Here is a 23,854-nt window from a genome sequence, read left to right on the forward strand (position 1 = left end):
TGTACTGATTGATACACCGCATTCGCGAGCAAGCCCGCTCCCACATTTAGATCCAGGTTCTACCGTTGGATGGGCGGTGTCAGGCATACCCCACGCAACACCAGATCACTGATAAACCCCAGCCAATCCCGCTGCTGGCGCTTATCCGCCAAATCCTCCCCCAAAAACGAACTCAGCGTGTGCTGGTTGGAGTTATAGAAGTAGCACAACGAAGCAATCATCAAGTACACATGCTTGATGTCCACATCCTCACGAAACAGCCCCTGGGCCTGGCCCGCCTCAATGATCGGCCGCAACACCCCGACCGCTTCCCCGGACAACCGCCGCAGCTCACCCGACTGCTTCGCATGCTTGCCCTGGTGCAGGTTCTCGATACTCAGGATCGCCACAAACTCGGGATGCTTGACGTAGTAATTCCAGATAAACCCCACCAGCGCCTGCAACGCTTGCACCGGTGCAGTCAGGTCGAGCTTGAGTTTGCTTTCGGCCTTGTTGAATTGTTCATAGGTGTGCTCCAGCACACACACAAACAGGTGCTCCTTGCTGCCGAAGTAGTAATACAGCATGCGGTCGTTGGAGTCGGCCTCGCGGGAAATGCTTTCCACACGCCCGCCGGAATAGCCGTCGCGGGTGAAGACCTTGACCGCCGCCTGGAGAATCCGCGCGCGGGTCTGGTCGGCTTGCTGGGCGCGGATACCGGTCTTCTTGATCACCATCGAAAAGCCTCTGCTGCACAGCGTAAAGGCCCGGAATATAGCATGGGCATTATTCCGTTACCGACAGGCTCTGTCACAAACGCGGCATAACGCTGGGGCTTGGATCGGAAACGTATTACTTTCGAGTTCTTCTAATAAACAGAGTAGCCAGGGATGAAATACCAACCGTTTACCCGAACGTTGATTGCCACCGCGTTGGTGCTGACCGTCAGCGGTGTACAGGCGGCCTCCCAGGCCCCGGTGGCTGGCGAAAATGGCATGGTGGTCACGGCCCAGCACCTTGCCACCCATGTGGGCGTGGACGTGCTCAAGGCCGGTGGCAATGCCGTGGATGCGGCGGTGGCGGTGGGCTACGCCCTGGCCGTGGTGTACCCGGCGGCCGGCAACCTGGGCGGCGGCGGCTTCATGACCGTGCAACTGGCCGACGGGCGCAAGACCTTCCTCGACTTCCGCGAAAAAGCCCCGCTGGCAGCCACTGCCGACATGTACCTGGACAAGGACGGCAACGTCGTTCCGGACCTCAGCTCCAAGGGACACCTGGCCGTCGGCGTACCCGGCACCGTATCGGGCATGGAACTGGCGCTGAGCAAATACGGCACCCTCAAGCGTGCCCAGGTGATCGCCCCGGCGATCAAGCTGGCCGAAGACGGTTTTGCCCTGGAGCAGGGCGATATTGACCTGCTGCACACCGCCACCGACGAATTCAAGAAAGACAAAGACCTGCGCGGCATCTTCCTCCACGGTGGCGAGCCGATGCTGGTGGGCCAGAAGCTGGTGCAGAAAGACCTGGCGAAAACCCTGCGGGAAATCTCCGCCAAGGGCGCCGACGGCTTCTACAAAGGCTGGGTAGCCAAGGCGATTGTCGATTCCAGCCAGTCGGGCAAAGGCATCATCACCCAGGCCGATCTGGACAAATACAAGACCCGCGAACTGGCGCCCATCGAGTGCGACTACCGTGGCTACCACGTGGTCTCCGCGCCACCACCGAGCTCTGGCGGCGTGGTGATCTGCGAGATCATGAACATCCTCGAAGGCTACCCGATGGCCGATCTCGGCTATCACTCCGCTCAAGGCTTGCACTACCAGATCGAGGCCATGCGCCACGCCTACGTCGACCGCAACAGCTACCTCGGCGACCCGGACTTCGTACAGAACCCGGTCGAGCACCTGCTGGACAAGGACTACGCGGCCAAACTGCGCGCCGCCATCGACCCGCAAAAAGCCGGCATCTCCCAGGACATCAAGCCGGGGGTTTCGCCCCACGAAGGCAATAACACCACCCACTACTCCATCGTCGACAAGTGGGGCAACGCCGTCTCGGTCACCTACACCCTCAACGACTGGTTCGGCGCCGGTGTAATGGCGAGCAAGACCGGGGTAATTCTCAACGATGAAATGGATGACTTCACCTCCAAGATCGGCGTGCCGAACATGTACGGCCTGGTCCAGGGCGAAGCCAACGCCATCGCCCCGGGCAAGACGCCGCTGTCGTCCATGAGCCCGACCATCGTCACCAAGGACGGCAAGGCAGTGATGGTGGTGGGTACGCCGGGGGGCAGCCGTATCATCACGGCCACCTTGCTGACCATTCTCAATGTGATCGACTACAAGATGAACATCCAGGAAGCCGTAGACGCCCCGCGTTTCCACCAGCAATGGCTGCCTGAGGCGACCAATATCGAGCGCTTTGCCCTGAGCCCCGACACCCAGAAAATCCTCGAAGGCTGGGGCCACAAGTTTGCCGGCCCGCAGGATGCCAACCACCTGGCGGCGATCCTGGTGGGCGCACCGTCCCTGGACGGCAAGCCGGTGGGCAATAACCGTTTCTATGGGGCCAACGACCCTCGGCGCAATACCGGGTTGTCGTTGGGCTACTGAGGTCAATCGCGCCTGAAAACGGAACGACCGAACACCTTCCGGGCTCTACTCCAAGAGCCCTGGAAGGACCCTTCCCATGAAAGCGCTGAAGATCGCGACCTTCAACATCAATGGCATCCGCGCCCGCCTGCCCAATCTGCTGGAATGGCTGGCGCGGGAACAGCCCGACATTGTCTGCCTGCAAGAACTCAAGGCGCCCGACAGCCTGTTTCCCTTCAACGACTTTGACGCCGCCGGCTACGGTGCGTTGTGCCTGGGCCAGGCCTCGTGGAACGGCGTGGCGATTCTGGCCCGCGACGCGCAACCGCTGGAAAGCCGCCGGGGTTTGCCTGGCGATGACGCCGACCATCAAAGCCGCTACCTCGAAGCCGCCGTGCACGGCATTCTGGTGGGCTGCCTGTACTTGCCCAACGGAAACCCTCAGCCGGGGCCGAAATTCGATTACAAGCTGTCGTGGTTCGAACGGCTGATCGACTACGCCAGGCACCTGCAATCCAGTGAACACCCGGTGTTGCTGGCCGGGGATTTCAATGTGGTGCCCACCGACCTCGATATCTACAACCCGCGCTCCTGGCTCAAGGACGCGTTGTTGCAACCGCAAACTCGTGAGTGTTATCAGTGCCTGCTGGCGCAGGGCTGGACGGACGCCTTGCGCCATCTGTATCCCGACGAGCAGGTCTATACCTTCTGGGATTATTTCCGCCAGCACTGGCAGAAAAACGCCGGCCTGCGAATTGATCACTTGCTGCTCAATCCGGCGCTCAAACCTTATCTGAAAGGCGCCGGGGTGGATGCGTGGGTGCGCAACGAGCCCCACGCCAGCGACCATGCGCCGACCTGGATCCAGCTCGGCACCCGCAAGGCCCGTTAGAGCCCGCGGATCAGCTCAAGCACCTCAGCCTTTTTCAGCGGGTGCTTCATGCGTTGCGAGAGCAGCGCCATGGCCCGCTGATGTTCGCAGGCAACCACTGCTTGCACTTCATCGCCACGGCAGAGCAGGGCAATGAAGTGGTGGTGCTGCAAATCGCCTTCCACGTGGAGTTGATTCCAGTGACCGGGATGGCCCAGCAGTTCGAAGGTCTTGCCGAAGTGATAGGTCCAGAAGAACGGCACATCGGCAAACGCCTGCTCGGCCCCCAGCATGTTGCGCGCCGCCAGCACCCCGAGTTGCTGCGCCACGCGCCAGTGTTCGATGCGTACGGGCTGGTCGTTCCATGGGAAGGTCACCATGTCGCCGGCCGCCCACAAACCTGGCGCGACGCGCAAACTCGCGTCTGCTTTCAACGATTGGTCATCGGCGGTTTCCAGCCCGCGAACGAACCCGGTGGCGGGTGTTACACCGACGCCCATCAGCACCAGGTCTGCGGCCAGTCTGTGGCCGTTTTTCAGCACGACCGTCGTCACGTCCCCGTGTCCTTCGAGGCGCGCGGGCTCACTGGCGCTATGGAATATCACGCCATTGGCCTCATGCAATTGGCGCAGTGACGCACCGATGCGCTTGCCCAGTTGGGCCGCCAGAGGAATCTCGTGACGGCCCACGACCTGCACCGTCAACCCGCGCTTGCGTAACGCTGACGCGGCCTCCAGGCCGATAAAACTGTCGCCGATGATCACCGCGCATTTGCCGGGTTGCGCAGCCTTGACGATGCGTGCCGCGTCGTCCCGTGAGCGCAGCACAAAGACGTTATTGAGTACAGCGCCCGGAATATCCAGCGGTTTGGCCTCGCCGCCGGTGGCCAGCAGCGCCGCGTCATAGTCGAAGCGGCGACCGTCTACGAGTTGGAGGCATTTGGCGTGAGGGTCAAGGTTTTGGACTTCGCCGTGGATCTGGATGTCGCGGTAGCTGGCTTCATCCAGCAACGGCGGGGTTTCGTCGGGCGGCATCTCGCCTGCGATGACGAATTTGCTCAAGGCAGTGCGGTCGTAGGCAGGATTTTGCTCCTGGTCGATCCACAGCAGGCGGCCGCTGAAGCCTTCGCGGCGCAGGGTGGCGACGGCCGCCGAACCGGCTGCGCCGGCGCCAATCACGATAAAGCAGCGGGAATCATCGGCCTGTGGGGCGGATGAAGAGGGCAGCGCTTTGTCGCCCACACTGACCACGCCATCGTGAATCTCCACCGGGTACTGCGTGAGCTGCACCAATGCGGGCGGCTCGCAGACCTGGCCGTCGTCTACCCGGAAAGCCGCCTTGTGCCACGGGCAAATGATCTTCCCGTCACAGATGACGCCTTGCTCCAAAGGCGCCCCGGCGTGGGGGCACTCCGCCTGATAGGCCCGCACCTGGCTACCCGAACGCACCAGCAGGAGCTTGTGGGCGGCGGTTTCAACACGAACGCCACGGTCTTCGGGCAAGTTGATCAAGCGGGCAACGATGCGCATGTTCATAGGCCAATCTCCTTTTAAGGATTGACCTGTGCCCTGGGTGGAGAGCTGCGTTGGCCCGATAACCGGTCTTCAGCCTTGCTCGCTGTGGCTGCGAAAATGCGCCAGCGAGAGGGCGATATCATCATGGGAGAGTTGGGTGGCGGCCGCTTCGGCGCTGTCACGGGCGATCGGCTCTATGCGCTCGAACATCTGCGTTTCATAGGCCTTTACCGCCTCGGAGCATGAGCTGTTTTCGATCAGGTGCCGAGCCAGCTCCGCAGCATCGAGCATCGCCGCATTGACGCCTTCGCCACCAAACGGTGACATCAGGTGTGCGGCATCGCCGATCAGCGTCAGGCCTGGGCGGTGTGCCCAGTGATGCCCGACGGGCAGCGCGTAAATGGCCCGGGACACAAAGCGCTCGTTTGAGGCGTGCAGCAGCGCCAGGATGTCCGGGTGCCAACCTTCGAACTGGGCCAGCAGCGATTGGCGGGTCGCCTGTGGCGAAGACCAGTCCAGCTGCTGCGCCGCCCAGTCAGTGGGGACGCGAAAGATTCCATAGCCGCGCAGATGCGCGTTAGCGTTGCGTTGCACGACCAGCAACCTGGCGTCGCCCGAAACGTCCAGTTTGCCCTGGCCGACGAGCGTGGCCAGGGCCGGGTGGCGGCGGTCGACTTCATCAATCCCGAACTCGATAAACGTCAGCCCGCTGTATTGCGGTTGATAGCGCGACAGCAGGGGGCGCACTTTCGACCAGGCACCGTCGGCGCCGACGACCAGGTCAAACGGACCGTGGACGGTGTCGCCCTGAAGCACGGTCCAGTACGCGTCCCCGGCCTGGCGGATCTCGCTGACGTTGACGTCCCATTTCACGCAATCAGCAGGCAATGAATCCAGGAGGATTTGCCGCAAGGCGGTGCGGTCGACTTCCGGACGGTCGCCGGCGGCCGGACTGGGGTCTTCAAACAGCAGTCGCGCGTGTTTATCCATCAGGCGCGAGCCTTGGTCTTCATAACGGGCAATGGTGTGGAAGGCATCTTCAAGGCCGGCTTTTTTGAGCGCCAGTTGGCCGGATTCAACGTGTAAATCCAGGGTCCCGCCCTGAGGGCGTTCCAGTGGCCCGCACTCGCGCTCGAACACGCTGGCGGTAAAGCCGTTGATCGTGAGAATCCGTGCCAGGGTCAGCCCGGCGGGGCCGCCTCCGACTATGGCGACGCGTAATGAGCTATTCATGAAAACTGTCCTCGCCGGTCAATCCAATAATTGTTCCACCGCTGAAAACGCTTGGTCCTGGCGTGCTTGCCAATCCCCACGGATGATCCGTAACGGCTGATGATGTTGCTCCAGCCAGTCAAGGCTGGCCTGGAAAAACGCCAGGCGGTCGGCAAACTCCGGCTGGCAGCGCTGGCCGTCGGCAGTCCATTCCACGTCCTCCGGCGACAGCAGCAGGTGCAGGTCGTAGTGGCGGGCGAGCAGTTCACTGTCGAGCCAGGCCGGGCAGTCGCCAAACAGGGTCTGGCTCCACAGCTTATTGGTCAGCAGGTTGGTATCCAGGATCAGCAACTTCGGCTGCCGGGCGCGGGCGGCATCCTCCCAGGCCAGTTGGCCACGGGCGATGTCGGGGATATCGGCCAGGGTGGTATCGCGCTGGTGGTGGTCGATGAAATGGCGCACGTATTCGCCCACCATCACACCGCCAAAATGCGCCTGCAACTGCGTGGCCAGCCAGCTTTTACCGCTGGATTCCGGGCCGGCCAATACCACGACTTTCATGCGTGCAGCGCCGGGTCGGCGCGCCATTCGCGCCAGCCTTGCACGGCGATCACGGTGAACAGGGCATAGAGTGCGGCGGTGAGGTACAGGCCTTTATAGAGGAACAGCCCGACAAAGATCATATCCAGGGCAACCCACAATGGCCAGCACTGCACGCGCTTTTGCGCCATCCACATCTGCGCCACCAGGCTGAAGCCAGTCAGGGCCGCGTCCAGCCAGGGTTGTGCGGCGTCGGTCCAGTGGGCCATGGCGGCGCCCAGCAACAGACTGCCCAGGGCGCCCACGGCCAGGCCTTGCAGGATCGGTTGCAGGCCCAGGCTGGTGACTTGCCGGCCTTGCTTGACCTCGCCGGCGCGGGTCCACTGCCACCAGCCGTAGAGTTGCAGGCCGGCGTAGACGACTTGCAGGAGCATGTCGGAGTAGAGCTTCACATCGAAGAAGATCCAGGTGTACAGCAGCACCATCACCAGGCCGATGGGCCAGCACCACGGGTTCTGTTTAACCGTCAACCAGACAGCGATCACCCCCAGGGCGGCGGCAAACAGTTCAAGCCCGGACATGGCGGTTCCTTGGGGGAGTCGAAGAGGGCGGTGATTGTAACCAGAGTGGTGGGCGCGGGGGTAGATCGTAGATCGTTCCCACGCTCTGCGTGGGAATGCAGTTCCGGACGCTCCGCGTCCCGGCTCTGCGCAACGGTGACGCAGAGCGTCACAGGATGCGTTCCCACGCGGAGCGTGGGAACGATCATCGGCGTCAGACCTTGAATTGGTGAAGAAGGCTGTCGAGCTGTTCACTCAGGCCCTTCAAGTGCGCACTCGCGACGCTGGACTGCTGCGCCGCCAGTGCCGTGCTGTGGGACAAACCGGCCGCCTGGGTCACGTTCTGGTTGATGTCTTCCACCACATGCGCCTGCTGCAACGTGGCGCTGGCAATCGAGGCGTTCAAACCATTGAGATTACGCAAAGCCTGGCCGATGGCGGTGAGGCTCGCGCCGGCCTGGCCTGCTTGTTCGATGGTCAGTTGCGACGCCTGGTGGCTGTCGCTGATGACCTTGACCGCCGCTTCCGAATGACCTTGCAGGCGCTCGATCATCGCCTGGATTTCAGCGGTGGATTTTTGCGTACGCTGGGCCAGCAGCCGCACTTCATCGGCCACTACCGCAAAGCCACGGCCTTGTTCCCCGGCGCGGGCCGCTTCGATGGCGGCGTTGAGGGCCAGCAGGTTGGTCTGGTCGGCGATGGAGCGGATCACTTCCAGTACCCCGCCAATCTGCGTGCTTTCAGTCGACAGCGTACGAATCACCTCCACCGCCTGGCTGATGGTGCTGGAGAGCTGGTCGATGCGTTGCAGGCTGCCGTCGATATTGAGCTGGCCCTGTTCGGCCTGTACCTGGGCATCGCGCATTTCGCTGGCGGCGTGCTCGGCGTTCTTGGCCACGTCCTGCACGCCATAGGTGACTTCGTTGATCGCCGTCGCCACCAGTTCCATTTGCTGCGATTGCTGCTGGCTGCGGTCATGGGCGTCGCTGGCGTTGCTGCCCAGTTCAGTGGATGACTGGCCCAACGCATTGGCGCAAGTCTGCAGCTGGCCGACCACCTGCCGCAACTTGGCGGTAAAGCTGTTGAAGTGCCGGGACAGTTGAGTGACCTCGTCTTGGCCGTGGGTGTCGAGGGTGCGGGTCAGGTCGCTTTCGCCACTGGCGATATTGGCCATCGCGTTCACCGCTTGCTGCAACGGGCGCACGATACTGCGGGCAATCAGCACCACCAGCAGGGCCATGATCACGGCAATCACCAGGCCGACCATTGAGGCTTTCAACACCTGGACCCGGAACTCCCCTTGCACGTCATCGACATACACGCCGGAGCCGATGATCCAACCCCAGGGTTCGAACAGCTGGATATAGGAGGTCTTGGCCACCGGCGCATCGGCCCCGGGCTTGGGCCAGCGGTAATTCACCATCCCGGCGCCCTTGGCCTTGGCCAGGATCACGAACTCGTTGAACACCGCAAAGCCGTCCGGGTCGCGGATGGCCGAAAGGTTCTGGCCGTCGAGCTTGGGGTTGGCCGCGTGCATGATCATCACGGGCGTGAGGTCATTGATCCAGAAGTAGTCGTCCTTGCCGTAGCGCAGGCCACGTACCGCGCTCAAGGCTTGCTTCTGCGCCGCTTCACGGGTCAGGACGCCGCTGGTTTCGAGGCTGTGATAATAAGTCAGAATCCCGCTGGCGGTTTGCACCACACGCTGGGTCTGCTCACTCTTGGCCTGGTACAGGTCGCCATGAATCTGCTTGAGCATAAGCAGGCCGAGGGTTAGCAGCATCAGCACGGCGACGATCAGGATCAGCCAGAGTCGCCGGCTGATAGACATATTGCGCAAACTGTTCATGGTCCTGTCACTCCGTGTTCTTATAATTTTGGGTGCTGCATCGACATTTCCGGCTTGTCTGATAGGCTTTCGGCCCAGAATCAAAAAACCTGAGTCCTGCCCTGATTTTTCACGGAATTTTCGCAGTTCGGCCTTGATTATTTGCACTGTGCTTGCAGCGCACTCTTCGTTAGTGAACGTCTAAAAAATATGAACGAGGCATGCCGCGGGCATGACCTTTGGGGGAATCGATGGATCTTTGGACCGCCGTACAGGCACTGATACTCGGGGTTGTGGAAGGGCTGACGGAGTTTTTGCCGATCTCCAGTACCGGGCACCAGATTATCGTGGCCGATTTGATCAACTTCGGTGGCGAGCGCTTTGAAGCGTTCAATATCATCATCCAGCTGGGCGCGATCCTGGCGGTGGTGTGGGAGTTTCGACGCAAGATCCTCGACGTGGTGATCGGCTTGCCGACCCAGCGCAATGCCCAGCGCTTCACCGTCAACCTGATGATCGCCGTGTTGCCGGCGGTGGTGTTGGGGGTGATTTTCGCCGACCTGATCAAACACTACCTGTTCAACCCGATCACCGTAGCGGCGGCATTGGTAGTGGGCGGCATCATCATGTTGTGGGCTGAGCGTCGCCAACATGAAGTGCACGCCGAAACCGTCGACGACATCACCTGGAAGGACGCCATCAAGGTCGGCTTCGCCCAGTGCCTGGCGATGATCCCGGGCACCTCGCGCTCCGGTGCCACCATTATTGGCGGCCTGTTGTTCGGCCTGTCGCGCAAGACCGCCACTGAGTTTTCGTTCTTCCTGGCGATGCCGACCATGGTCGGCGCGGCGGTGTATTCGGGCTACAAGTACCGCCACCTGTTCCAGCCCGATGACCTGCCGGTGTTCGCCATCGGGTTCGTCACCTCGTTCATCTTCGCGATGATCGCGGTCAAGGCGCTGCTCAAATTCATCGCCAGCCACAGCTACGCGGCGTTTGCCTGGTACCGGATCGCCTTCGGCCTGGTGATCCTGGCCTCCTGGCAGTTCGGCTGGATCGACTGGTCAGCCGTCAAGCCATGAACATCCAGCATCCGCGCTTGAAGGCGCTGGTGTTGATGCTGTTGTGCGCCGCGCCGCTGTTTGGTTCGGCGTTGCTGGGGTACCGCGGGGTTTCGTTGATCCCGCTGGTGGCCTATGGCGGGGTCAGTGTGGTGGCGTTCCTGCTGTACTGGAGCGACAAGCGCAAGGCCCGTGAAAACAGTTGGCGCACCCCGGAAAACGTCCTGCATGCGGTGGAGCTGGCAGGCGGTTGGCCGGGGGCGTTGATTGCCCAGCAGGTGTTCCGCCACAAGACGCGCAAGGTGTCTTATCAGGTGGTGTTCTGGTTGATCGTGTTGCTGCACCAGGTGTTCTGGATTGACCAGTTGTTCCTCGGTGGCACGCTACTCTCGATTTTCTAGCAACAAACCGACCTGCGTGCGCTTGGGCAGCTTGCTCACCACCAATTGGTGGGAACGCTGCAACAGGCCACGCAGTTCTTCAGCGCCCAGCGGGTAGGGCGTTTCCATGATGATCCATTGCGCCCGTGCCAGGTACGGCGCCGGATGGATGCCGGGGCGATCTACATGGCCCAGGAACAACTCCTTGTCGACCTTGAACGCCAGCGAGTCACCCCGCAGGTTCTGCAAGGCAAACATCTTGTTGCCGGCAATCGAAAACACCCGCACGCCGCCCCATTTGTAATCTTCCCGCGCACCGGGCAAGCCCAGGCAAAAAGTGGCGACTTGTTCTTCAGTCATTCTCATAGCAAACGGTCTCCGCAACCTTTGAAGGCGTTATCCAGGTGGTCGATCCAGGCCCGCACGGCCGGCAACACGCCGCGTCGATGTGGGTAGACCGCTTGCAACCAACCGCCCGGCAAGGACCATTCGGGCAGGAGCTGCACCAACTGGCCGCTGGCCAATTCTTCCTCGCAATACATCATGGGTAGCACGGTAAACCCCAGGCCGGCGAGGGCGCAGGCCTTGCGTACCAGGAAATCGTCGATGCCCAATCGGGCTTCCATGACCAGGTCGTGGCTGTTGCCCTCCGGGCTGAGCATGCGGAAGTGCACCATGCGGTCGGCTTCCAGGGCGCCCAGCACCGGCAATTGCTTGAGGTCTTCCAGGCTGTTGATCTGCCGCTCACGCACAAAGCCGGGGCTGGCGACAATCGCCGTCTGGGCCTGGCGCAGGCGCTTGGTGACGAGCAACGGGTCTTCATCCCCCAGCTCGCGCACGCGCAAGGCCACATCAATGCCTTCGGCCACCAGGTCGACGCGGCGGTTGACCAGGGTCATGTCCAACTGCACCAGCGGGTTGGCGGTGAGAAACTCCGCCACCACGGTCTGCAGGAATTGGTGAGCCAGGCCCACTGGGCTGCTGACCCGCAGCCGGCCACGGGGTTCGCTGGACATGCTGGCCACTGCCTCATCGGCCATTTCCGCTTCCAGCAGCATTGCCTGGCAGTGGCGCAGGTAGCGTTCACCCACGGCAGTCAGGGTCAGTTGGCGGGTGGTGCGTTGCAGCAAGCGGGCGCCGAGGCGTTCTTCCAGTTCGGCAATGCGCCGCGACAGCCGCGACTTGGGAATTCCAAGCAGCCGGCCGGCGGCGGCGAAACCGCCGGCTTCCACTACTTTGGCGAAATAGTAGAGGTCATTCAGATCTTGCATGGTCGGCCTATTGTCCTGTGTATGGGACGAACTATCCGCGTCCCGCGCAGGCAAATCCACCCTAAAATGTAGGAGCGCGCTTGCTCGCGAAGAAAACCGGTACGGCGCGTGTATTCAGGATGCCCGCGTTATCGTTGACGTTTTTCGCGAGCAAGCTCGCTCCTACAGGATGAAGCAGGTATTTGACGTGAACCTGCTCCTCGATGAGCGGGTAGAGTTGGCTGGCCAGTGAGGCACCGACGGGTTACCTTTTGGTTTTTCCGGTCAGTGCATTCCAATGAGCCTTGAACATCCGCGTACCCGTCGAATCATCGAGCTGATGGGACAGTTGGCGCCCGTTGAGGGTTACAACCTGACGCCGCTGGATGACGTGCGTTTCCTGCGTTCCAACCGACCGCTGACGCGAGTTCCGGTGCTTTACGACCCGGGCATCGTGATCGTGTGCCAGGGCCGCAAGCGCGGTTACCTGGGGGAAGACATCTACGTCTACGACGCCCAGCACTACCTGGTGGTGTCGGTGCCGGTGCCGTTCACCATGGAAACCGAGGCCAGCGAAGCAGAGCCGATGCTCGCGGTGTATTTGCGCCTGGATTTCAACCTGGCCGCCGAACTGATGCTGGAACTCGATGCGTTGGCTCCGCAGCCCGAAGCGAGGCCCAAGGGTATGTACTCTTCGCCAATGGACGACAAGCTCAGTGAATCGTTGCTGCGCTTTCTGGAAGTGATGAGCGTGCCGGTGGAGGCGCGGGTGCTCGGGCCGACCCTGATGCGGGAAATCTACTACCGCATCATCACCGGGGAGCAGGGCGGTTCGATGCGCGCGGCGCTGAATCGCCAGGGCCAGTTTGGCAAGGTGGCCCGGGCGATTCGCAAGATTCACGCTTGTTATGATCAGCGCCTGGACGTGGAGGAGCTGGCCAAGGAGGCAATGATGAGTGTGCCGAGTTTTCACGCACACTTTCGTACAGTGACTGACACTTCGCCCATGCAGTACCTGAAGTCGACGCGCTTGCACCAGGCGCGATTGTTGATGCTTAGGAGCGATATCAGTGCCGCCACTGCCTGTGCCAAGGTCGGGTACGAGAGCGCCTCGCAGTTCAGTCGTGAGTTCAAGCGGTTTTTCGGTCGCACACCCCATGAAGAAATCGACTGGATGAAGCGCACCTATGCGCTGCCGGCGCCGACCACTGCGTCGATCTATGTGTCATCGCATTAAAGGCACTGTCCTGTAAGTGGGACGAACAATCGCATTTTGCCCGACTAATCGCCGATTGGTTTCATCTGTAGGCTTATTTCCATTCAGTCGCCCTTGGCGATACTTACTTGGAGATGAACCATGAAACTGTTGCATATCGATTCCAGCATCCTCGGCGACAACTCGGTTTCCCGTCAGTTGAGCGCCGGTGTCGTCAAAGCCTGGCAGGCAGCAGAGCCGGGTGTCGAAGTGGTTTATCGTGACTTGGCCGCTGACGCCATCAGTCACTTCTCCGGTGTCACCCTGGGCGCCCTGGGCACTGCCGCCGAATTGCGCGATGCCGTGCAAAAGCACGAAGCTGACTTGAGCGCTTCCACCCTGGCCGAATTCCTGGCAGCAGACGCGGTAGTGCTGGCTGCGCCGATGTACAACTTCACCATCCCGACCCAACTGAAAGCCTGGATCGACCGCATTGCCGTCGCCGGCCAGACGTTCCGTTACACCGAAGCCGGCCCGGAAGGCCTGTGTGGCGGCAAGAAAGTCATCATCGTCTCCACCTCCGGCGGCTTGCATGTGGGCCAGCCGACGGGCGCAGCCCACGAAGACTACTTGACCGTGCTGTTGGGTTTTCTCGGGATCACCGACATCGAGTTCGTCCGTGCCCACGGCCTGGCTTACGGTGACGAGGCCCGTACCAAGGCACTCAGCGACGCCCATGTACTGATCAGCGACCAGTTGTTCGCCGCAGCGTAAGACTTGTGTAAATTTTACTGTTCCTCGATATCAATCTGATTCGAGGCGCCTAAACTCTGTATTCTGCTCGCCTGAAAAGCGAACGGAGTACGGAGTTTTTTCGTTTACCCGCTGTCACTACTTTGGCCCAGGTTATGCACGCATGGGTAAACCCTGCCCGTCCGAGCGCCTGAACCATGGATATTTCAACAGCTACGCGGGCTTACACAGCAAAGGTGGACATCCCCATGATGCGTCTTTGTGCAATCCTGGTTCTTTCTCTGCTCGGCGGCCTGATTTCAGTGCAAGCCGCGCCCGCGCCGCACCCTCATTGGAGTGTGGGCTTCCACCGCATGACCTTTCTCGACCCGCTCGACTTGCAGCCGATGAAAGCCGTCGCGTTCTATCCGTCTACGGGTCTTGAACACACCACCCATGTAGGCGCCTATAACATCGCCGCCACTGAAGACTCGAAAATCGCTATCGGCCGCTTTCCGATGTTGATGCTGTCTCACGGCAATACCGGTACACCCCTGGCGCTGCACGACCTGGCTACCTCTCTGGCGCGCAAGGGTTTTGTCGTGGTGGCGGTGCTGCACCCTGGTGACAACTACAAGGACCACAGCCGCCTGGGCACCTTGAGCAACCTGTATGGGCGCCCGATCCAGATTTCCGAAGCCATCACCGCCACCCTCGGCGACCCCATGCTGTCGCCGTTCGTCAACGTCGATCAGGTGGGGGTCATCGGTTATTCGGCCGGCGGCGAAACCGCGTTGATCCTCGCCGGCGCCAAGCCGGACCTGGACCGCCTGCGTCGCTACTGCCAACAACGCCCCGAAGATCGCGACGCCTGCACCACCAAGGGCGAACTGATCGTCGACCGTGACGATTTGCAGCCGCAGGCAGACCCACGCATCCATGCCTTGATGTTAATGGCGCCGCTGAGCTTGATGTTTGGCCGCCACACCCTCGCCGACGTGCACGTCCCCGTGCTGCTCTACAGCGGCGACGGCGACAAGCTGGTGGCCGTGGACAAGAACGCTGAGGCCCTGGCGCGCAAACTGCCGGAGCCGCCGGACTTCAAACTGTTGGCCGGGGCAGGGCACTTTGTGTTCATGGCGCCTTGCGATGAGAGCCAGTTGGCCGCGATGCCCGCCATGTGCACCGATGCCGACGGGGTTGACCGTGAAAGCATCCACCGCGACCTGATTTCCGAGGCCGGGCGGTTTTTCAATCACACCCTCGGGCAATCCACCCGCGCGGGTTTGCAGACGGCTGATCAGTAAGCGCGGCGCTTGAGCATCAACGTCAGGCCCAGGCCGGTGACCGAGAGCAGGGCGGCGCAAAAGAAGATCCACGAATAGCCCAGGTTCAACGCCACGGCGCCCATCACCGGGCCGGCAATCGCCAGCGCCAGGTCAAAAAACACCGCATACGCACTCAACCCGGCGCCCCGGCTGCTGTTGGGCACCTGCTTGATTGCCTCCACGCCCAGCGCCGGGTACACCAGCGACAAACCAAAGCCGGTCAGCCCGGCGCCGATCAAGGCCACGCCGGTGGACGGTGCCAGCCACAGCAGTGTGAGCCCGAGGGTTTCGATGGTCATGCAGGCAATCGCCGCGGTGAAGCCGCCGAAGCGGTTGATGGCCGTAATAAACACCAGGCGTGACAGGATAAAGCACACGCCAAATACCGTCAGGCACCAGGCGGCGCCGATCCAGCCACGGCTCAGGTAGTAGAGGGTGATAAAGGTGGTGAGGGTGCCGTAGCCGATCGATGCAAGACACAGGCTGGCGCCAAATGGCGCGATACGCCCGAAGACCGCCCAGAACGGCAGCCGCTCGCCGCGCACCACGGGCACCGAAGGTTTGTTGCGGATCAGCAGCAGGCCCAGGGCGGAAAGCACCGTGAGGGCGATGCCGAGGCTGGTATAGCCGTAGTCGGCAACCATCACCACGCCCAGCGGTGCACCGATTGCAATTGCGCCATAGGAGGCGATGCCGTTCCACGAGATCGAGCGTGCGGTGTGTTCGGCGCCGACTGCGCCCATGCACCAACTGATGGTGCCAACGCCGATCAGGCCCTGCGCCACCCCCAGCAACAGGCGGCTGACAATCAATATGCCGAGACTCAGCAGGGGCAGGCTGTGCAACAGGGTGGCGATAAACGTCAGCACGCCGCTCAGCAGGATTCCGCTCAAGCCCAGCACGATGGCGCGCTTAGTGCCCACGTTGTCCGACATGCGCCCGGCCATCGGGCGGCTGAGCAGCGTGGCCAGGTATTGCGAGCCGATGGTTATCCCGGCGATTACTGCGCTGAAGCCCAGTTCGCCGTGGACGTAGCCGGGGATCACCGCAATCGGCAGGCCGATGCAGATAAACGCGATAAAGGTGTAGAAGACGATGGAGACGATCTGCAGGGTGATCGACAAGGAGCTGGGCGCGGCGGGCTGTGTGGCAGGCATGGGAACTCGTTCGCGGGCGGGCGGTGAACGCATCATGGCAAGGGCATGGGGTAAAAGGAAGCAGGCTAACTATATTTGGTGTTTTCGAGCGGTCGTGCCTACCGGCTTTGGACCCATGAGTACTCCCTGGCCCGGGACAGCAAAAGCGGGCACGGTGAAATGTGGGAGCTGTCGAGCTTTAGCGAGGAAGCGAAGGCGGCGGCATGGTCGGTAAAGAGGTTGCCTGATAGACCGCTATCGCAGCCTCGCCAGGGCTCGACAGCTCCTACAGGGGATCGGGGGAAGTATGGGAGTTGTGTGTTCGGTCGCAAGTACTCGGGTTGCGCAAATCGAATGTGGGAGCTGTCGAGCTTTAGCGAGGCTGCGAAGGCGGCGGCATGGTCGGTAAAGAGGTTGCCTGATAGACCGCTATCGCAGCCTCGCCGGGGCTCGACAGCTCCCACAGGGGATCGGAGGAAGTCAGGAAGTTGTGTGTTTGATCGCAACCACTCGGGTTGCGCAAATCAAATGTGGGAGCTGTCGAGCTTTAGCGAGGCTGCGAAGGCGGCGGCATGGTCGGTAAAGAGGTTGCCTGATAGACCGCTATCGCGGCCTCGCTGGGGCTCGACGGCTCCCACAGGGGATCGGGGGAAGTCTGGGAGTTGTGTGTTCGGTCGCAACCACTTGGGTTGCGCAAATCAAATGTGGGAGCTGTCGAGCTTTAGCGAGGCTGCGAAGGCGGCGGTATGGTCGGTAAAGTGGTCGCCTGACACACCGCTATCGCAGCCTCGCTGGGGCTCGACAGCTCCTACAGGGTTCGGGGGAAGCCTGGGAGTTTTGTGTTTGAACGCAACCACTCGGATTGCTCAAATCGAATGTGGGAGCTGTCGAGCTTTAGCGAGGCTGCGAAGGCGGCGGCATGGTCGGTAAAGAGGTTGCCTGATAGACCGCTATCGCAGCCTCGCCGGGGCTCGACAGCTCCTACAGGGGATCGGGGGGAGTCTGGGAGTTTTGTGTTTATCGCAGCCACTCGGGTTGCGCAAATCGAATGTGGGAGCTGTCGAGCTTTAGCGAGGCTGCGAAGGCGGCGGCACAGTCGGTAAAGAGGTTGCCTGATACACCGCTATCGCGGCCTCGCTGGGGCTCGACGGCTCCCACAGGGATCGGGGGAAGTATGGGAGTTGTGTGTTTGATCGCAAGTACTCGGGTTGCTCAAATCGAATGTGGGAGCTGTCGAGCTTTAGCGAGGCTGCGAAGGCGGCGGCATGGTCGGTAAAGAGGTTGCCTGATAGACCGCTATCGCAGCCTCGCCAGGGCTCGACAGCTCCTACAGGGTTCGGGGGATGTCTGGGAGTTGTGTGTTTGATCCCCAACGCCAACCGCAAAAAAAAGCCCCATCACACTGGACGGGGCTTTTGCATTTCAAGCAAGCAGCAGTTCTTAGAAAACCACACCCTGACTACGCAGGTAATCGTCATAAGTACCGCTGAAGTCGATCACACCACTCGGGCTCAGCTCGATGATGCGAGTGGCCAGGGACGACACAAACTCACGGTCATGGCTGACGAAAATAAGCGTGCCCGGATAGTTCTCCAGCGCCAGGTTCAACGCCTCGATGGATTCCATGTCCAAGTGGTTGGTCGGTTCGTCCATGATCAGCACGTTCGGCTTTTGCAGGATCAGCTTGCCGAACAGCATGCGGCCTTGCTCACCACCGGAAATCACCTTCACCGACTTCAGGATCTCGTCGTTGGAGAACAGCATGCGGCCCAGGGTGCCGCGAACCACTTGTTCGCCTTCCTTGGTCCAGCGGCCCATCCAGTCGAACAGGTTGGACTCGTCTTCGAAGTCCGAAGCGTGGTCCTGGGCGTAGTAGCCCAGTTCAGCCGCGTCGGTCCATTTGACGGTGCCGGCATCCGGGGTCAGTTCGTTGACCAGGGTACGCAGCAGGGTGGTCTTGCCGATACCGTTCGGGCCGATGATTGCCACGCGCTCGCCGGCTTCAACCTGGAAGCTGAAGTCCTTGAACAGCGTCTTGCCGTCAAAGCCTTTGGCCATGCGATCAACGATGACCGCCTGGCGGTGCAGCTTCTTGGTCTGGTCAAAGCGGATGAACGGGCTGACGCGACTCGATGGCTTGACTTCGGCCAGCTGGATCTTGTCGATCGCCTTGGCTCGGGAAGTGGCCTGCTTGGCTTTCGAGGCGTTGGCCGAGAAGCGGCTGACGAAGGATTGCAGCTCGGAGATCTGCGCTTTCTTCTTGGCGTTGTCCGACAGCAACTGCTCGCGGGACTGGGTCGCCACGGTCATGTATTCGTCGTAGTTGCCCGGGAACAGACGCAGCTCGCCGTAGTCCAGGTCGGCCATGTGGGTGCAGACGCTGTTCAGGAAGTGACGGTCGTGAGAGATGATGATCATCAGGCTGTTACGCTGGGTCAGGATGTTTTCCAGCCAGCGGATGGTGTTGATGTCCAGGTGGTTGGTCGGCTCGTCGAGCAGCAACACTTCCGGATCGGAAAACAGCGCCTGGGCCAGCAGTACACGCAGCTTCCAGCCGGGTGACACTTCGCTCATCGGGCCATTGTGCTGCTCGATGCCGATACCCAGGCCCAGCAGCAATTCGCCGGCGCGGGACTCGGCCGTGTAGCCGTCCATCTCGGCGAAGTCGGTTTCCAGCTCGGCCACGGCCATGCCGTCGTCTTCGGTCATTTCCGGCAGCGAGTAGATGCGGTCGCGCTCGGCCTTGACCTTCCACAGCTCTTCGTGACCCATGATCACGGTGTCGAGTACGGTGAATTCTTCGTAGGCGAACTGGTCCTGGCGCAGTTTACCCAGGCGCACGTTCGGCTCCAGCATGACCTGGCCGCCGGACGGGTCGAGGTCACCACCGAGGATTTTCATGAAGGTCGACTTGCCGCAACCATTGGCACCGATCAGGCCATAACGGTTGCCTGCGCCGAACTTGACCGAAACGTTCTCAAATAGCGGCTTGGCGCCGAACTGCATGGTGATGTTAGCTGTGGAGATCAATTACTTTACCTATCAATAGCTTAGGGTGCGCTTATTTGAGCTGGGACCAATTTGGGACCAATCTGGAGCTTTTCCATTTCGCTCCAGTCCGAGCTTGAGTTGATCCAACGCGCATAAGTCGAGAGCAGCATCTGCACACTATGGCCGAGCTGCTGGGAGATGAAGGCGGGGTTCATGCCAGACATAATGCATATTGTCGCATAGGTGTGACGACAGTTGTATGGCGGCCGACGACGGATATTCAGAGCTTTCAGAGTCGGAATCCACTGCTTGTGCAGGTCAGATGTCTGTTTCACGTATTCCGAGTTCTTTGACGGCGGGAAAATGAAGGGCGTTTCCAGCACTTTTCCTTTGCCTTTTTTCCGACGCTCCGCGTACTCCCTGGCAAATTGCAGGGCGTGCATGGCCCGGTCATTCAACAAAACGAATCGGTCGCCGCCGGTTTTCGTGCGCTCCACCACTTCCCCCAAGGCGATTCCGCGACACACGTGGGCCGTCCTCTTCTCTTCGTCAACCGCATCCCAGCGCATCGCCAGAGCTTCGGATAGGCGCATTCCCGTAAAAAACACAAATTCAAAAAATGCCGCATAGATCGTGCTCGGCCAGTGACTGTGCTCGTACATTTTGGCGATGATCTGGTTCGCCTCGTCTAGGGTGAACGGGTCGATCTCCTTTTTACTGCGTTTGGGCAGTTCCAGGATCGCCGCTGGGTTCTTTGGGATCAACTCCTCAGACACAGCGGAGTTCAGTATTGTCGACAGCTTCGAGATCGCGTTGCGCTTCACCCCTGGCGACTTCCACTCCCTGGAAGCCATAACCCGGCGGAGCAGCGTGGTGGTGATCAGGTCGATCCGCACCAGGGCCAGCCCGGGCATCCAGTACCTGTTTAGCGCTCCCTTGTAGTTTCCCTTCGTGCCGGCCACTACCTCACGGCTATCCAGCCAGAGCTGAGCGTACTCGCCGAAGTTGATCTTCCCGCCGGCGACATTGCTGGAGCTGGGGAATAGCTCGGCGTACTTGTCGTCGTCGAGCAACCCCAGCTTGATCAGCCCCTTTACCTGATCAACAACCTGTGAGGCTGATTTGATTCCTTTCTGTGTCGCGGGATAGGGGAGCGTTTCACTGCGCCGACTGCCGTTCCACATAAATCGGATGCGGATCGATCCGTGGTGGAGGTCCATTCCTGCGGGCAGACCCACTGACTTTCGAGCCATTCGTAATATCTCCTGATGCTGTAGATGATCCTGCTGCCATGCTTATTCCAGACGCCAAGAGGTATCTGGTTCCTGGCGCGCTTCGAGCGTAGCGCCGCGATAGTGGTGCCGAGGATTTCGGCCATTTGCGCCTCGGGAACCTTGTCACCGGTGACGCCATCATTAAGTTGTTCTGCCGCTGACATACCTACCTCCCGCCGGCCGCCGTGGGCCGCGCTGTCTTGATGATGTGGACGATGAAACCGAAGGTGATCAGCAGCCAGGCGCAGGTGCCGGCGAACGTGTAGAGGATGTCGGCCGTTTCGCCGTCCTCAAGAAGACATGGGCCGATCCAAAAGAACCAGCAGCCGCTGCCGGCCAGGTACAGCAAAGCGCCCAGCAGGATCAGGGTGAGTTTGATTGCGAACATGAGGTGTCCTTGCCGCGCTGGGCGGCTGTCACAAATATTTGATAATCATTATCATTTGAGGGTATCTTTGCCGCGCTCACCCAGCAGGAGAGGCTCTTTACCGGTCTATGGATGGCGAGGCTAACCCTGCTGGTTGAGCACCTCGCCTGCCGCTCACCGGCAGGCATGTAGGGGAAGGGGGCTTGGGGTTAGGCTGCTGGGTGTTGTACGGTGTCGCGGAATACATCCATCTGCGCCGCGCCGTCGAGCCAGGCTGCTGCGATCCGACGCTCAGCCATTGCGGCATATTCCGGATTCAGTTCGCACAGGATCGATTTGCGGCCTTCCTCCATAGCGACGACTGACGTGGTGCCCGCGCCGCCGAACGGGTCAAGCACGATACCGCCGGGTGGTGCGCCGGCAAGGATGCACGGGCGGATCAAGTCGGGCGGGAAGGTCGCGAAGTGGGCCCCCTTGAAGCTGTGGGTCGGGACGGTCCAGACACTGCGCTTGTTTCGTTCGGTTGGCATGACTGCAAGAGCGGAGTTCATAGAATCGTTGTCCTTGATCCTTCCCCTTGCTCGCTCTTCGCCGTCGGTACCGTGACCCCAGCCCACGCCGTTTGACTTCCTGGCCACCGCCTTCATGTTGCCGTTGCTCTTGGCTCCGCCATTGGCACGGTCACTACCGATCTGTGCGAGAACGTCTTGCGAGAGCCGGTTGTGAGTGTTGGGTGAGCAAGGCTCAAGGATTGCCGACTGGTCGTAGAAGTATTTCGGCGACTTACTCAGCAGGAAAATGTATTCGTGGGCCTTGGTGCAACGGTCGCGGACGCTTTCGGGCATTGGATTCGGCTTGTGCCAGATGATGTCCTGACGCAGGTACCAGCCATCGTCCTGCAGGGCGAAAGCTAAGCGCCACGGCATACCCATCATGTCCTTTGGCTTGCAGCCGGGCACCGCGTAGTCGCTGCGGGGAACTTCTTCGTTGTCGCGCCGCCGGGAGGCAATTGTGCGGCGGGCTCTGGCGGCCGTTACGCTTTCGTCGCGTCCGACGCCGGTGATTGATTGTTTGTTTCCCCCGCATCTTGAACCGGCGTAGCTGTCGCCCATGTTGACCCAGGCAGTACCGTCATCGCGGAGTACTCGGCGCACCTCGCGGAACACTTCGACCAGGCGCGCGATGAACTCTGCCGGGGTCTCCTCCAGGCCGATCTGGCCGTCCGCGCCGTAATCCCGAAGACCGTAGTAGGGCGGGCTGGTGACGCACATCTGAACTGATTTATCTGGCAGCGTCCGCATCGACTCAATGCAGTCGCCGATCAAAACGCGATGCTGTTTCATGGCCTCGGCCCCTTGTAGATGAAGACGTAGGCGAACCAGAGGGTGGCGATCATGGCGTCACCTCAGTTGCTTCGACGGCTTCAAGGATTTCACCGACCTGTACGTTTCTGGAGCAGTGGTGGCAGATGCTGGGCACCTCGGCGATGTCGGCAGCCAGTTCTTTGGCTTCTTCTTCGTTTTCGGCTTCAACCTTGACCACGATTGATGCGTCGACGGTCAGGAGCACGCTGTAAGTTTTCATGGGCGAGTTCGTCCTTGCCGCTATAGCGGCTGATTTGAAGGGGGGATGGGGAGGGGCGGAACGAAAGAGTGAGGCGCTAATTCCAGCGAACGTCGAGTTCTGAAATTTGTTGCTGCAGCTGCTCTATGTGTTCAAACCAAGAATCGAAAGCATTTGATTCGTTCTGGACTAGAAACAGGTAATAACCTCCGGTTTCACCTGCGCGGTCATCCTGAATTTCTATCGTCCAACCGGCGTATTCGCCAGTCAAAACTGTTCCAGTACGAATGATCTGCATGTGTTGGTCGGAATCCAGTGAAGGTCTGAAATGGCAGCTGTACTTTTTACATCAGCTTGGAAAATGTTGGTACTGCGGCATTCTCCCTCGTTACCAGATCATGGGCATTCACAACCGTCATGCCGAGGCGTTCGGCGATCAGGACTTCCAGGCGCGCCCCCTTTGAGTGCTCCCAGCCGGGCAGGGTGGCCACGGTGTCGCAGTCCATCAGGGCGGCAATGTCGCGGCGCATGCAGTCGTTCCAGGTGCCGCCGTCGGGGTTGAGTTCGGCGGGGTTGGTGACGGTGTGGCCGCCGGCGCGCAGGTTGGTGGTCATGGCGTGGAAGGCGGCGAAGTTGAGGCAGGGCAGGCCGGTCATGGAACCGCTCAGGTAGATGCGTTTCATGCCGCGACCTGCTGCTTTTCCTGGCGCAATGCCTGCTGCACGGCTTCGACAATCCGCCGCAGGTAGGTGAACTTGTGGTTTTCTTCGACAGCCTTACCGTCAAGCGGGTAATGCCACTCATCCCCGAACAGCTCAGTCAGTAGCTCGCTCTGATGCCAGCACTCGTTCGGGCTCTCGATGCTGCGTAATGAGTCGATGTCGTGCCAAAGATCGCGCGCTTCATCTTTGCTCAACTCGCCAAGCTCCCAGTCATGTCGCCCGGTCTGTTGCCTGCGCCGCTGGACGATGCACTTCTTGGCCAGGGTGTGAAGCGCGTCTCCACTGAATACAGTTGGGCTGATCCCGCGATCCAGGCAGTTCAAGACGTAGTCCCAGCCGCAGTCGGCCACGAACTCGGCGACGGTGCGCGGGCCCATCCCACCCCAGTAGGCATTCCAGCTGTTGTCCCAGCAGTTGATGGTGATCTTGCCCTGGGCGGTCTGGTAGTTAGGGTTCGACTCAATCGGGCAGTCGCGCCGGCCGAAGTCCTCGAGGAACACGGTTATCGCATCGAGCCGCGGCGCGCCGGTGATCACCAGCTTCGTGACTGTCGAGCGCTCAACCTTCAGCGGTGCGGCGAGTTTGTTTTCTGTAGGCATGAGGAGTCCTTGCCGGGCCAAGCCCGGGCGGTGGAGTGGTGTCAATAGGGTGGGCGCGAGAGAAAGTTGCCACTTGTAGGAAGGCTAACGACAGGTTTCCGGTATACAACCCGTTCCGCCGTGACATCAGAATCAGTGGCACCTCAACTAAGCGGTGC

Annotated in this window: 24 protein-coding genes; 7 read left to right on the forward strand and 17 right to left on the reverse strand. The window is 60.7% G+C overall.

Annotated elements, in window-relative coordinates; all coding sequences use genetic code 11:
• Nucleotides 1–59 precede the first annotated feature (59 nt).
• Entirely contained in the window at nucleotides 60–716 is a 657-nt protein-coding gene (locus NVB75_RS01240) for a TetR/AcrR family transcriptional regulator (protein ID WP_258345506.1), read from the reverse strand.
• A 153-nt stretch (nucleotides 717–869) separates the two neighbouring features.
• Here NVB75_RS01240 and ggt point away from each other — a divergent pair, with 153 nt between their 5' ends.
• The gene (ggt, locus tag NVB75_RS01245; RefSeq protein WP_258345508.1) at nucleotides 870–2,594 is read left to right on the forward strand and encodes a gamma-glutamyltransferase; all 1,725 of its coding nucleotides are present in this window, start codon (nucleotides 870–872) and stop codon (nucleotides 2,592–2,594) included.
• 76 nt (nucleotides 2,595–2,670) lie between these two features.
• Nucleotides 2,671–3,465: an exodeoxyribonuclease III gene (gene xth / locus NVB75_RS01250; protein WP_258345509.1), complete on the forward strand. Its 795-nt coding sequence runs from the start codon at nucleotides 2,671–2,673 to the stop codon at nucleotides 3,463–3,465.
• On the opposite strand, the gene NVB75_RS01255 is transcribed toward xth, so the two are convergent.
• The 5 genes from NVB75_RS01255 to NVB75_RS01275 form a co-directional block, all read right to left on the reverse strand.
• Entirely contained in the window at nucleotides 3,462–4,979 is a 1,518-nt protein-coding gene (locus NVB75_RS01255; RefSeq protein ID WP_258345510.1) for an FAD-dependent oxidoreductase, read from the reverse strand. The two genes, xth and NVB75_RS01255, sit on opposite strands and share 4 nt — an antisense overlap.
• Nucleotides 4,980–5,048: 69 nt before the next feature.
• Nucleotides 5,049–6,191: an NAD(P)/FAD-dependent oxidoreductase gene (locus NVB75_RS01260; protein ID WP_258345511.1), complete on the reverse strand. Its 1,143-nt coding sequence runs from the start codon at nucleotides 6,189–6,191 to the stop codon at nucleotides 5,049–5,051.
• A gap of 18 nt (nucleotides 6,192–6,209) precedes the next feature.
• Nucleotides 6,210–6,731 (reverse strand): AAA family ATPase, encoded by a 522-nt coding sequence (locus NVB75_RS01265; protein WP_258348482.1) that lies wholly within the window; start codon nucleotides 6,729–6,731, stop codon nucleotides 6,210–6,212.
• Nucleotides 6,728–7,291, reverse strand: a complete 564-nt coding sequence (pnuC, locus tag NVB75_RS01270; RefSeq protein ID WP_258345512.1) for a nicotinamide riboside transporter PnuC — start codon at nucleotides 7,289–7,291, stop codon at nucleotides 6,728–6,730. The genes NVB75_RS01265 and pnuC overlap by 4 nt, the downstream gene beginning before the upstream one ends.
• A 193-nt stretch (nucleotides 7,292–7,484) precedes the next feature.
• Complete coding sequence (locus NVB75_RS01275; protein ID WP_258345514.1) at nucleotides 7,485–9,119, reverse strand: methyl-accepting chemotaxis protein; 1,635 nt, start codon at nucleotides 9,117–9,119, stop codon at nucleotides 7,485–7,487.
• A 230-nt stretch (nucleotides 9,120–9,349) separates the two neighbouring features.
• Here NVB75_RS01275 and NVB75_RS01280 point away from each other — a divergent pair, with 230 nt between their 5' ends.
• Together NVB75_RS01280 and NVB75_RS01285 are read left to right on the forward strand one after the other, a co-directional pair.
• Nucleotides 9,350–10,180, forward strand: a complete 831-nt coding sequence (locus NVB75_RS01280) for an undecaprenyl-diphosphate phosphatase (RefSeq protein ID WP_258345516.1) — start codon at nucleotides 9,350–9,352, stop codon at nucleotides 10,178–10,180.
• Complete coding sequence (locus tag NVB75_RS01285; RefSeq protein ID WP_258345517.1) at nucleotides 10,177–10,560, forward strand: DUF1294 domain-containing protein; 384 nt, start codon at nucleotides 10,177–10,179, stop codon at nucleotides 10,558–10,560. Before NVB75_RS01280 ends, NVB75_RS01285 begins: the two co-directional genes overlap by 4 nt.
• Here NVB75_RS01285 and NVB75_RS01290 read toward each other — a convergent pair.
• Nucleotides 10,543–10,905, reverse strand: a complete 363-nt coding sequence (locus NVB75_RS01290; protein ID WP_177068075.1) for an MmcQ/YjbR family DNA-binding protein — start codon at nucleotides 10,903–10,905, stop codon at nucleotides 10,543–10,545. The two genes, NVB75_RS01285 and NVB75_RS01290, sit on opposite strands and share 18 nt — an antisense overlap.
• Nucleotides 10,902–11,810, reverse strand: coding sequence for a LysR substrate-binding domain-containing protein (locus NVB75_RS01295; RefSeq protein ID WP_258345522.1), 909 nt, complete (start codon nucleotides 11,808–11,810; stop codon nucleotides 10,902–10,904). The genes NVB75_RS01290 and NVB75_RS01295 overlap by 4 nt, the downstream gene beginning before the upstream one ends.
• Before the next feature lie 277 nt (nucleotides 11,811–12,087).
• On the opposite strand from NVB75_RS01295, the gene NVB75_RS01300 reads away from it, so the two are divergent.
• The 3 genes from NVB75_RS01300 (at nucleotide 12,088) to NVB75_RS01310 (ending at nucleotide 15,023) form a co-directional block, all read left to right on the forward strand.
• Nucleotides 12,088–13,026: an AraC family transcriptional regulator gene (locus NVB75_RS01300; RefSeq protein WP_258345523.1), complete on the forward strand. Its 939-nt coding sequence runs from the start codon at nucleotides 12,088–12,090 to the stop codon at nucleotides 13,024–13,026.
• A 120-nt stretch (nucleotides 13,027–13,146) separates the two neighbouring features.
• Nucleotides 13,147–13,758, forward strand: a complete 612-nt coding sequence (locus NVB75_RS01305; protein WP_076013585.1) for an FMN-dependent NADH-azoreductase — start codon at nucleotides 13,147–13,149, stop codon at nucleotides 13,756–13,758.
• Between the two features lie 227 nt (nucleotides 13,759–13,985).
• Nucleotides 13,986–15,023: a dienelactone hydrolase gene (locus tag NVB75_RS01310; protein ID WP_258345524.1), complete on the forward strand. Its 1,038-nt coding sequence runs from the start codon at nucleotides 13,986–13,988 to the stop codon at nucleotides 15,021–15,023.
• Here the strand turns inward: NVB75_RS01310 and NVB75_RS01315 are convergent.
• From NVB75_RS01315 to NVB75_RS01355, 9 genes are all read right to left on the reverse strand, one after another.
• Nucleotides 15,017–16,201 (reverse strand): MFS transporter, encoded by a 1,185-nt coding sequence (locus NVB75_RS01315; RefSeq protein WP_258345525.1) that lies wholly within the window; start codon nucleotides 16,199–16,201, stop codon nucleotides 15,017–15,019. The genes NVB75_RS01310 and NVB75_RS01315 overlap by 7 nt on opposite strands.
• A 1,419-nt stretch (nucleotides 16,202–17,620) precedes the next feature.
• On the reverse strand, nucleotides 17,621–19,210 hold the full coding sequence (locus NVB75_RS01320; RefSeq protein WP_008436174.1) for an ABC-F family ATPase: 1,590 nt from the start codon (nucleotides 19,208–19,210) through the stop codon (nucleotides 17,621–17,623).
• Between the two features lie 20 nt (nucleotides 19,211–19,230).
• Entirely contained in the window at nucleotides 19,231–20,424 is a 1,194-nt protein-coding gene (locus tag NVB75_RS01325; RefSeq protein WP_258345526.1) for a site-specific integrase, read from the reverse strand.
• A gap of 187 nt (nucleotides 20,425–20,611) precedes the next feature.
• The gene (locus NVB75_RS01330; RefSeq protein WP_258345528.1) at nucleotides 20,612–20,833 is read right to left on the reverse strand and encodes a hypothetical protein; all 222 of its coding nucleotides are present in this window, start codon (nucleotides 20,831–20,833) and stop codon (nucleotides 20,612–20,614) included.
• 188 nt (nucleotides 20,834–21,021) lie between these two features.
• The gene (locus NVB75_RS01335) at nucleotides 21,022–22,155 is read right to left on the reverse strand and encodes a site-specific DNA-methyltransferase (RefSeq protein WP_258345529.1); all 1,134 of its coding nucleotides are present in this window, start codon (nucleotides 22,153–22,155) and stop codon (nucleotides 21,022–21,024) included.
• Between the two features lie 49 nt (nucleotides 22,156–22,204).
• Nucleotides 22,205–22,396 carry a hypothetical protein gene (locus tag NVB75_RS01340; RefSeq protein ID WP_169355404.1) on the reverse strand — a complete coding sequence of 64 codons (192 nt, stop codon included), beginning with the start codon at nucleotides 22,394–22,396 and terminating at the stop codon, nucleotides 22,205–22,207.
• Nucleotides 22,397–22,472: 76 nt separating this feature from the next.
• Nucleotides 22,473–22,673 (reverse strand): hypothetical protein, encoded by a 201-nt coding sequence (locus NVB75_RS01345; RefSeq protein WP_258345530.1) that lies wholly within the window; start codon nucleotides 22,671–22,673, stop codon nucleotides 22,473–22,475.
• A 46-nt stretch (nucleotides 22,674–22,719) separates the two neighbouring features.
• Complete coding sequence (locus NVB75_RS01350; RefSeq protein ID WP_258345531.1) at nucleotides 22,720–23,058, reverse strand: DUF4406 domain-containing protein; 339 nt, start codon at nucleotides 23,056–23,058, stop codon at nucleotides 22,720–22,722.
• Nucleotides 23,055–23,696, reverse strand: a complete 642-nt coding sequence (locus tag NVB75_RS01355; RefSeq protein WP_258345533.1) for a hypothetical protein — start codon at nucleotides 23,694–23,696, stop codon at nucleotides 23,055–23,057. Before NVB75_RS01355 ends, NVB75_RS01350 begins: the two co-directional genes overlap by 4 nt.
• Nucleotides 23,697–23,854: the final 158 nt, after the last annotated feature.

The organism is Pseudomonas sp. CBS, from assembly GCF_024734645.1.
Classification (GTDB): Bacteria; Pseudomonadota; Gammaproteobacteria; order Pseudomonadales; family Pseudomonadaceae; genus Aquipseudomonas.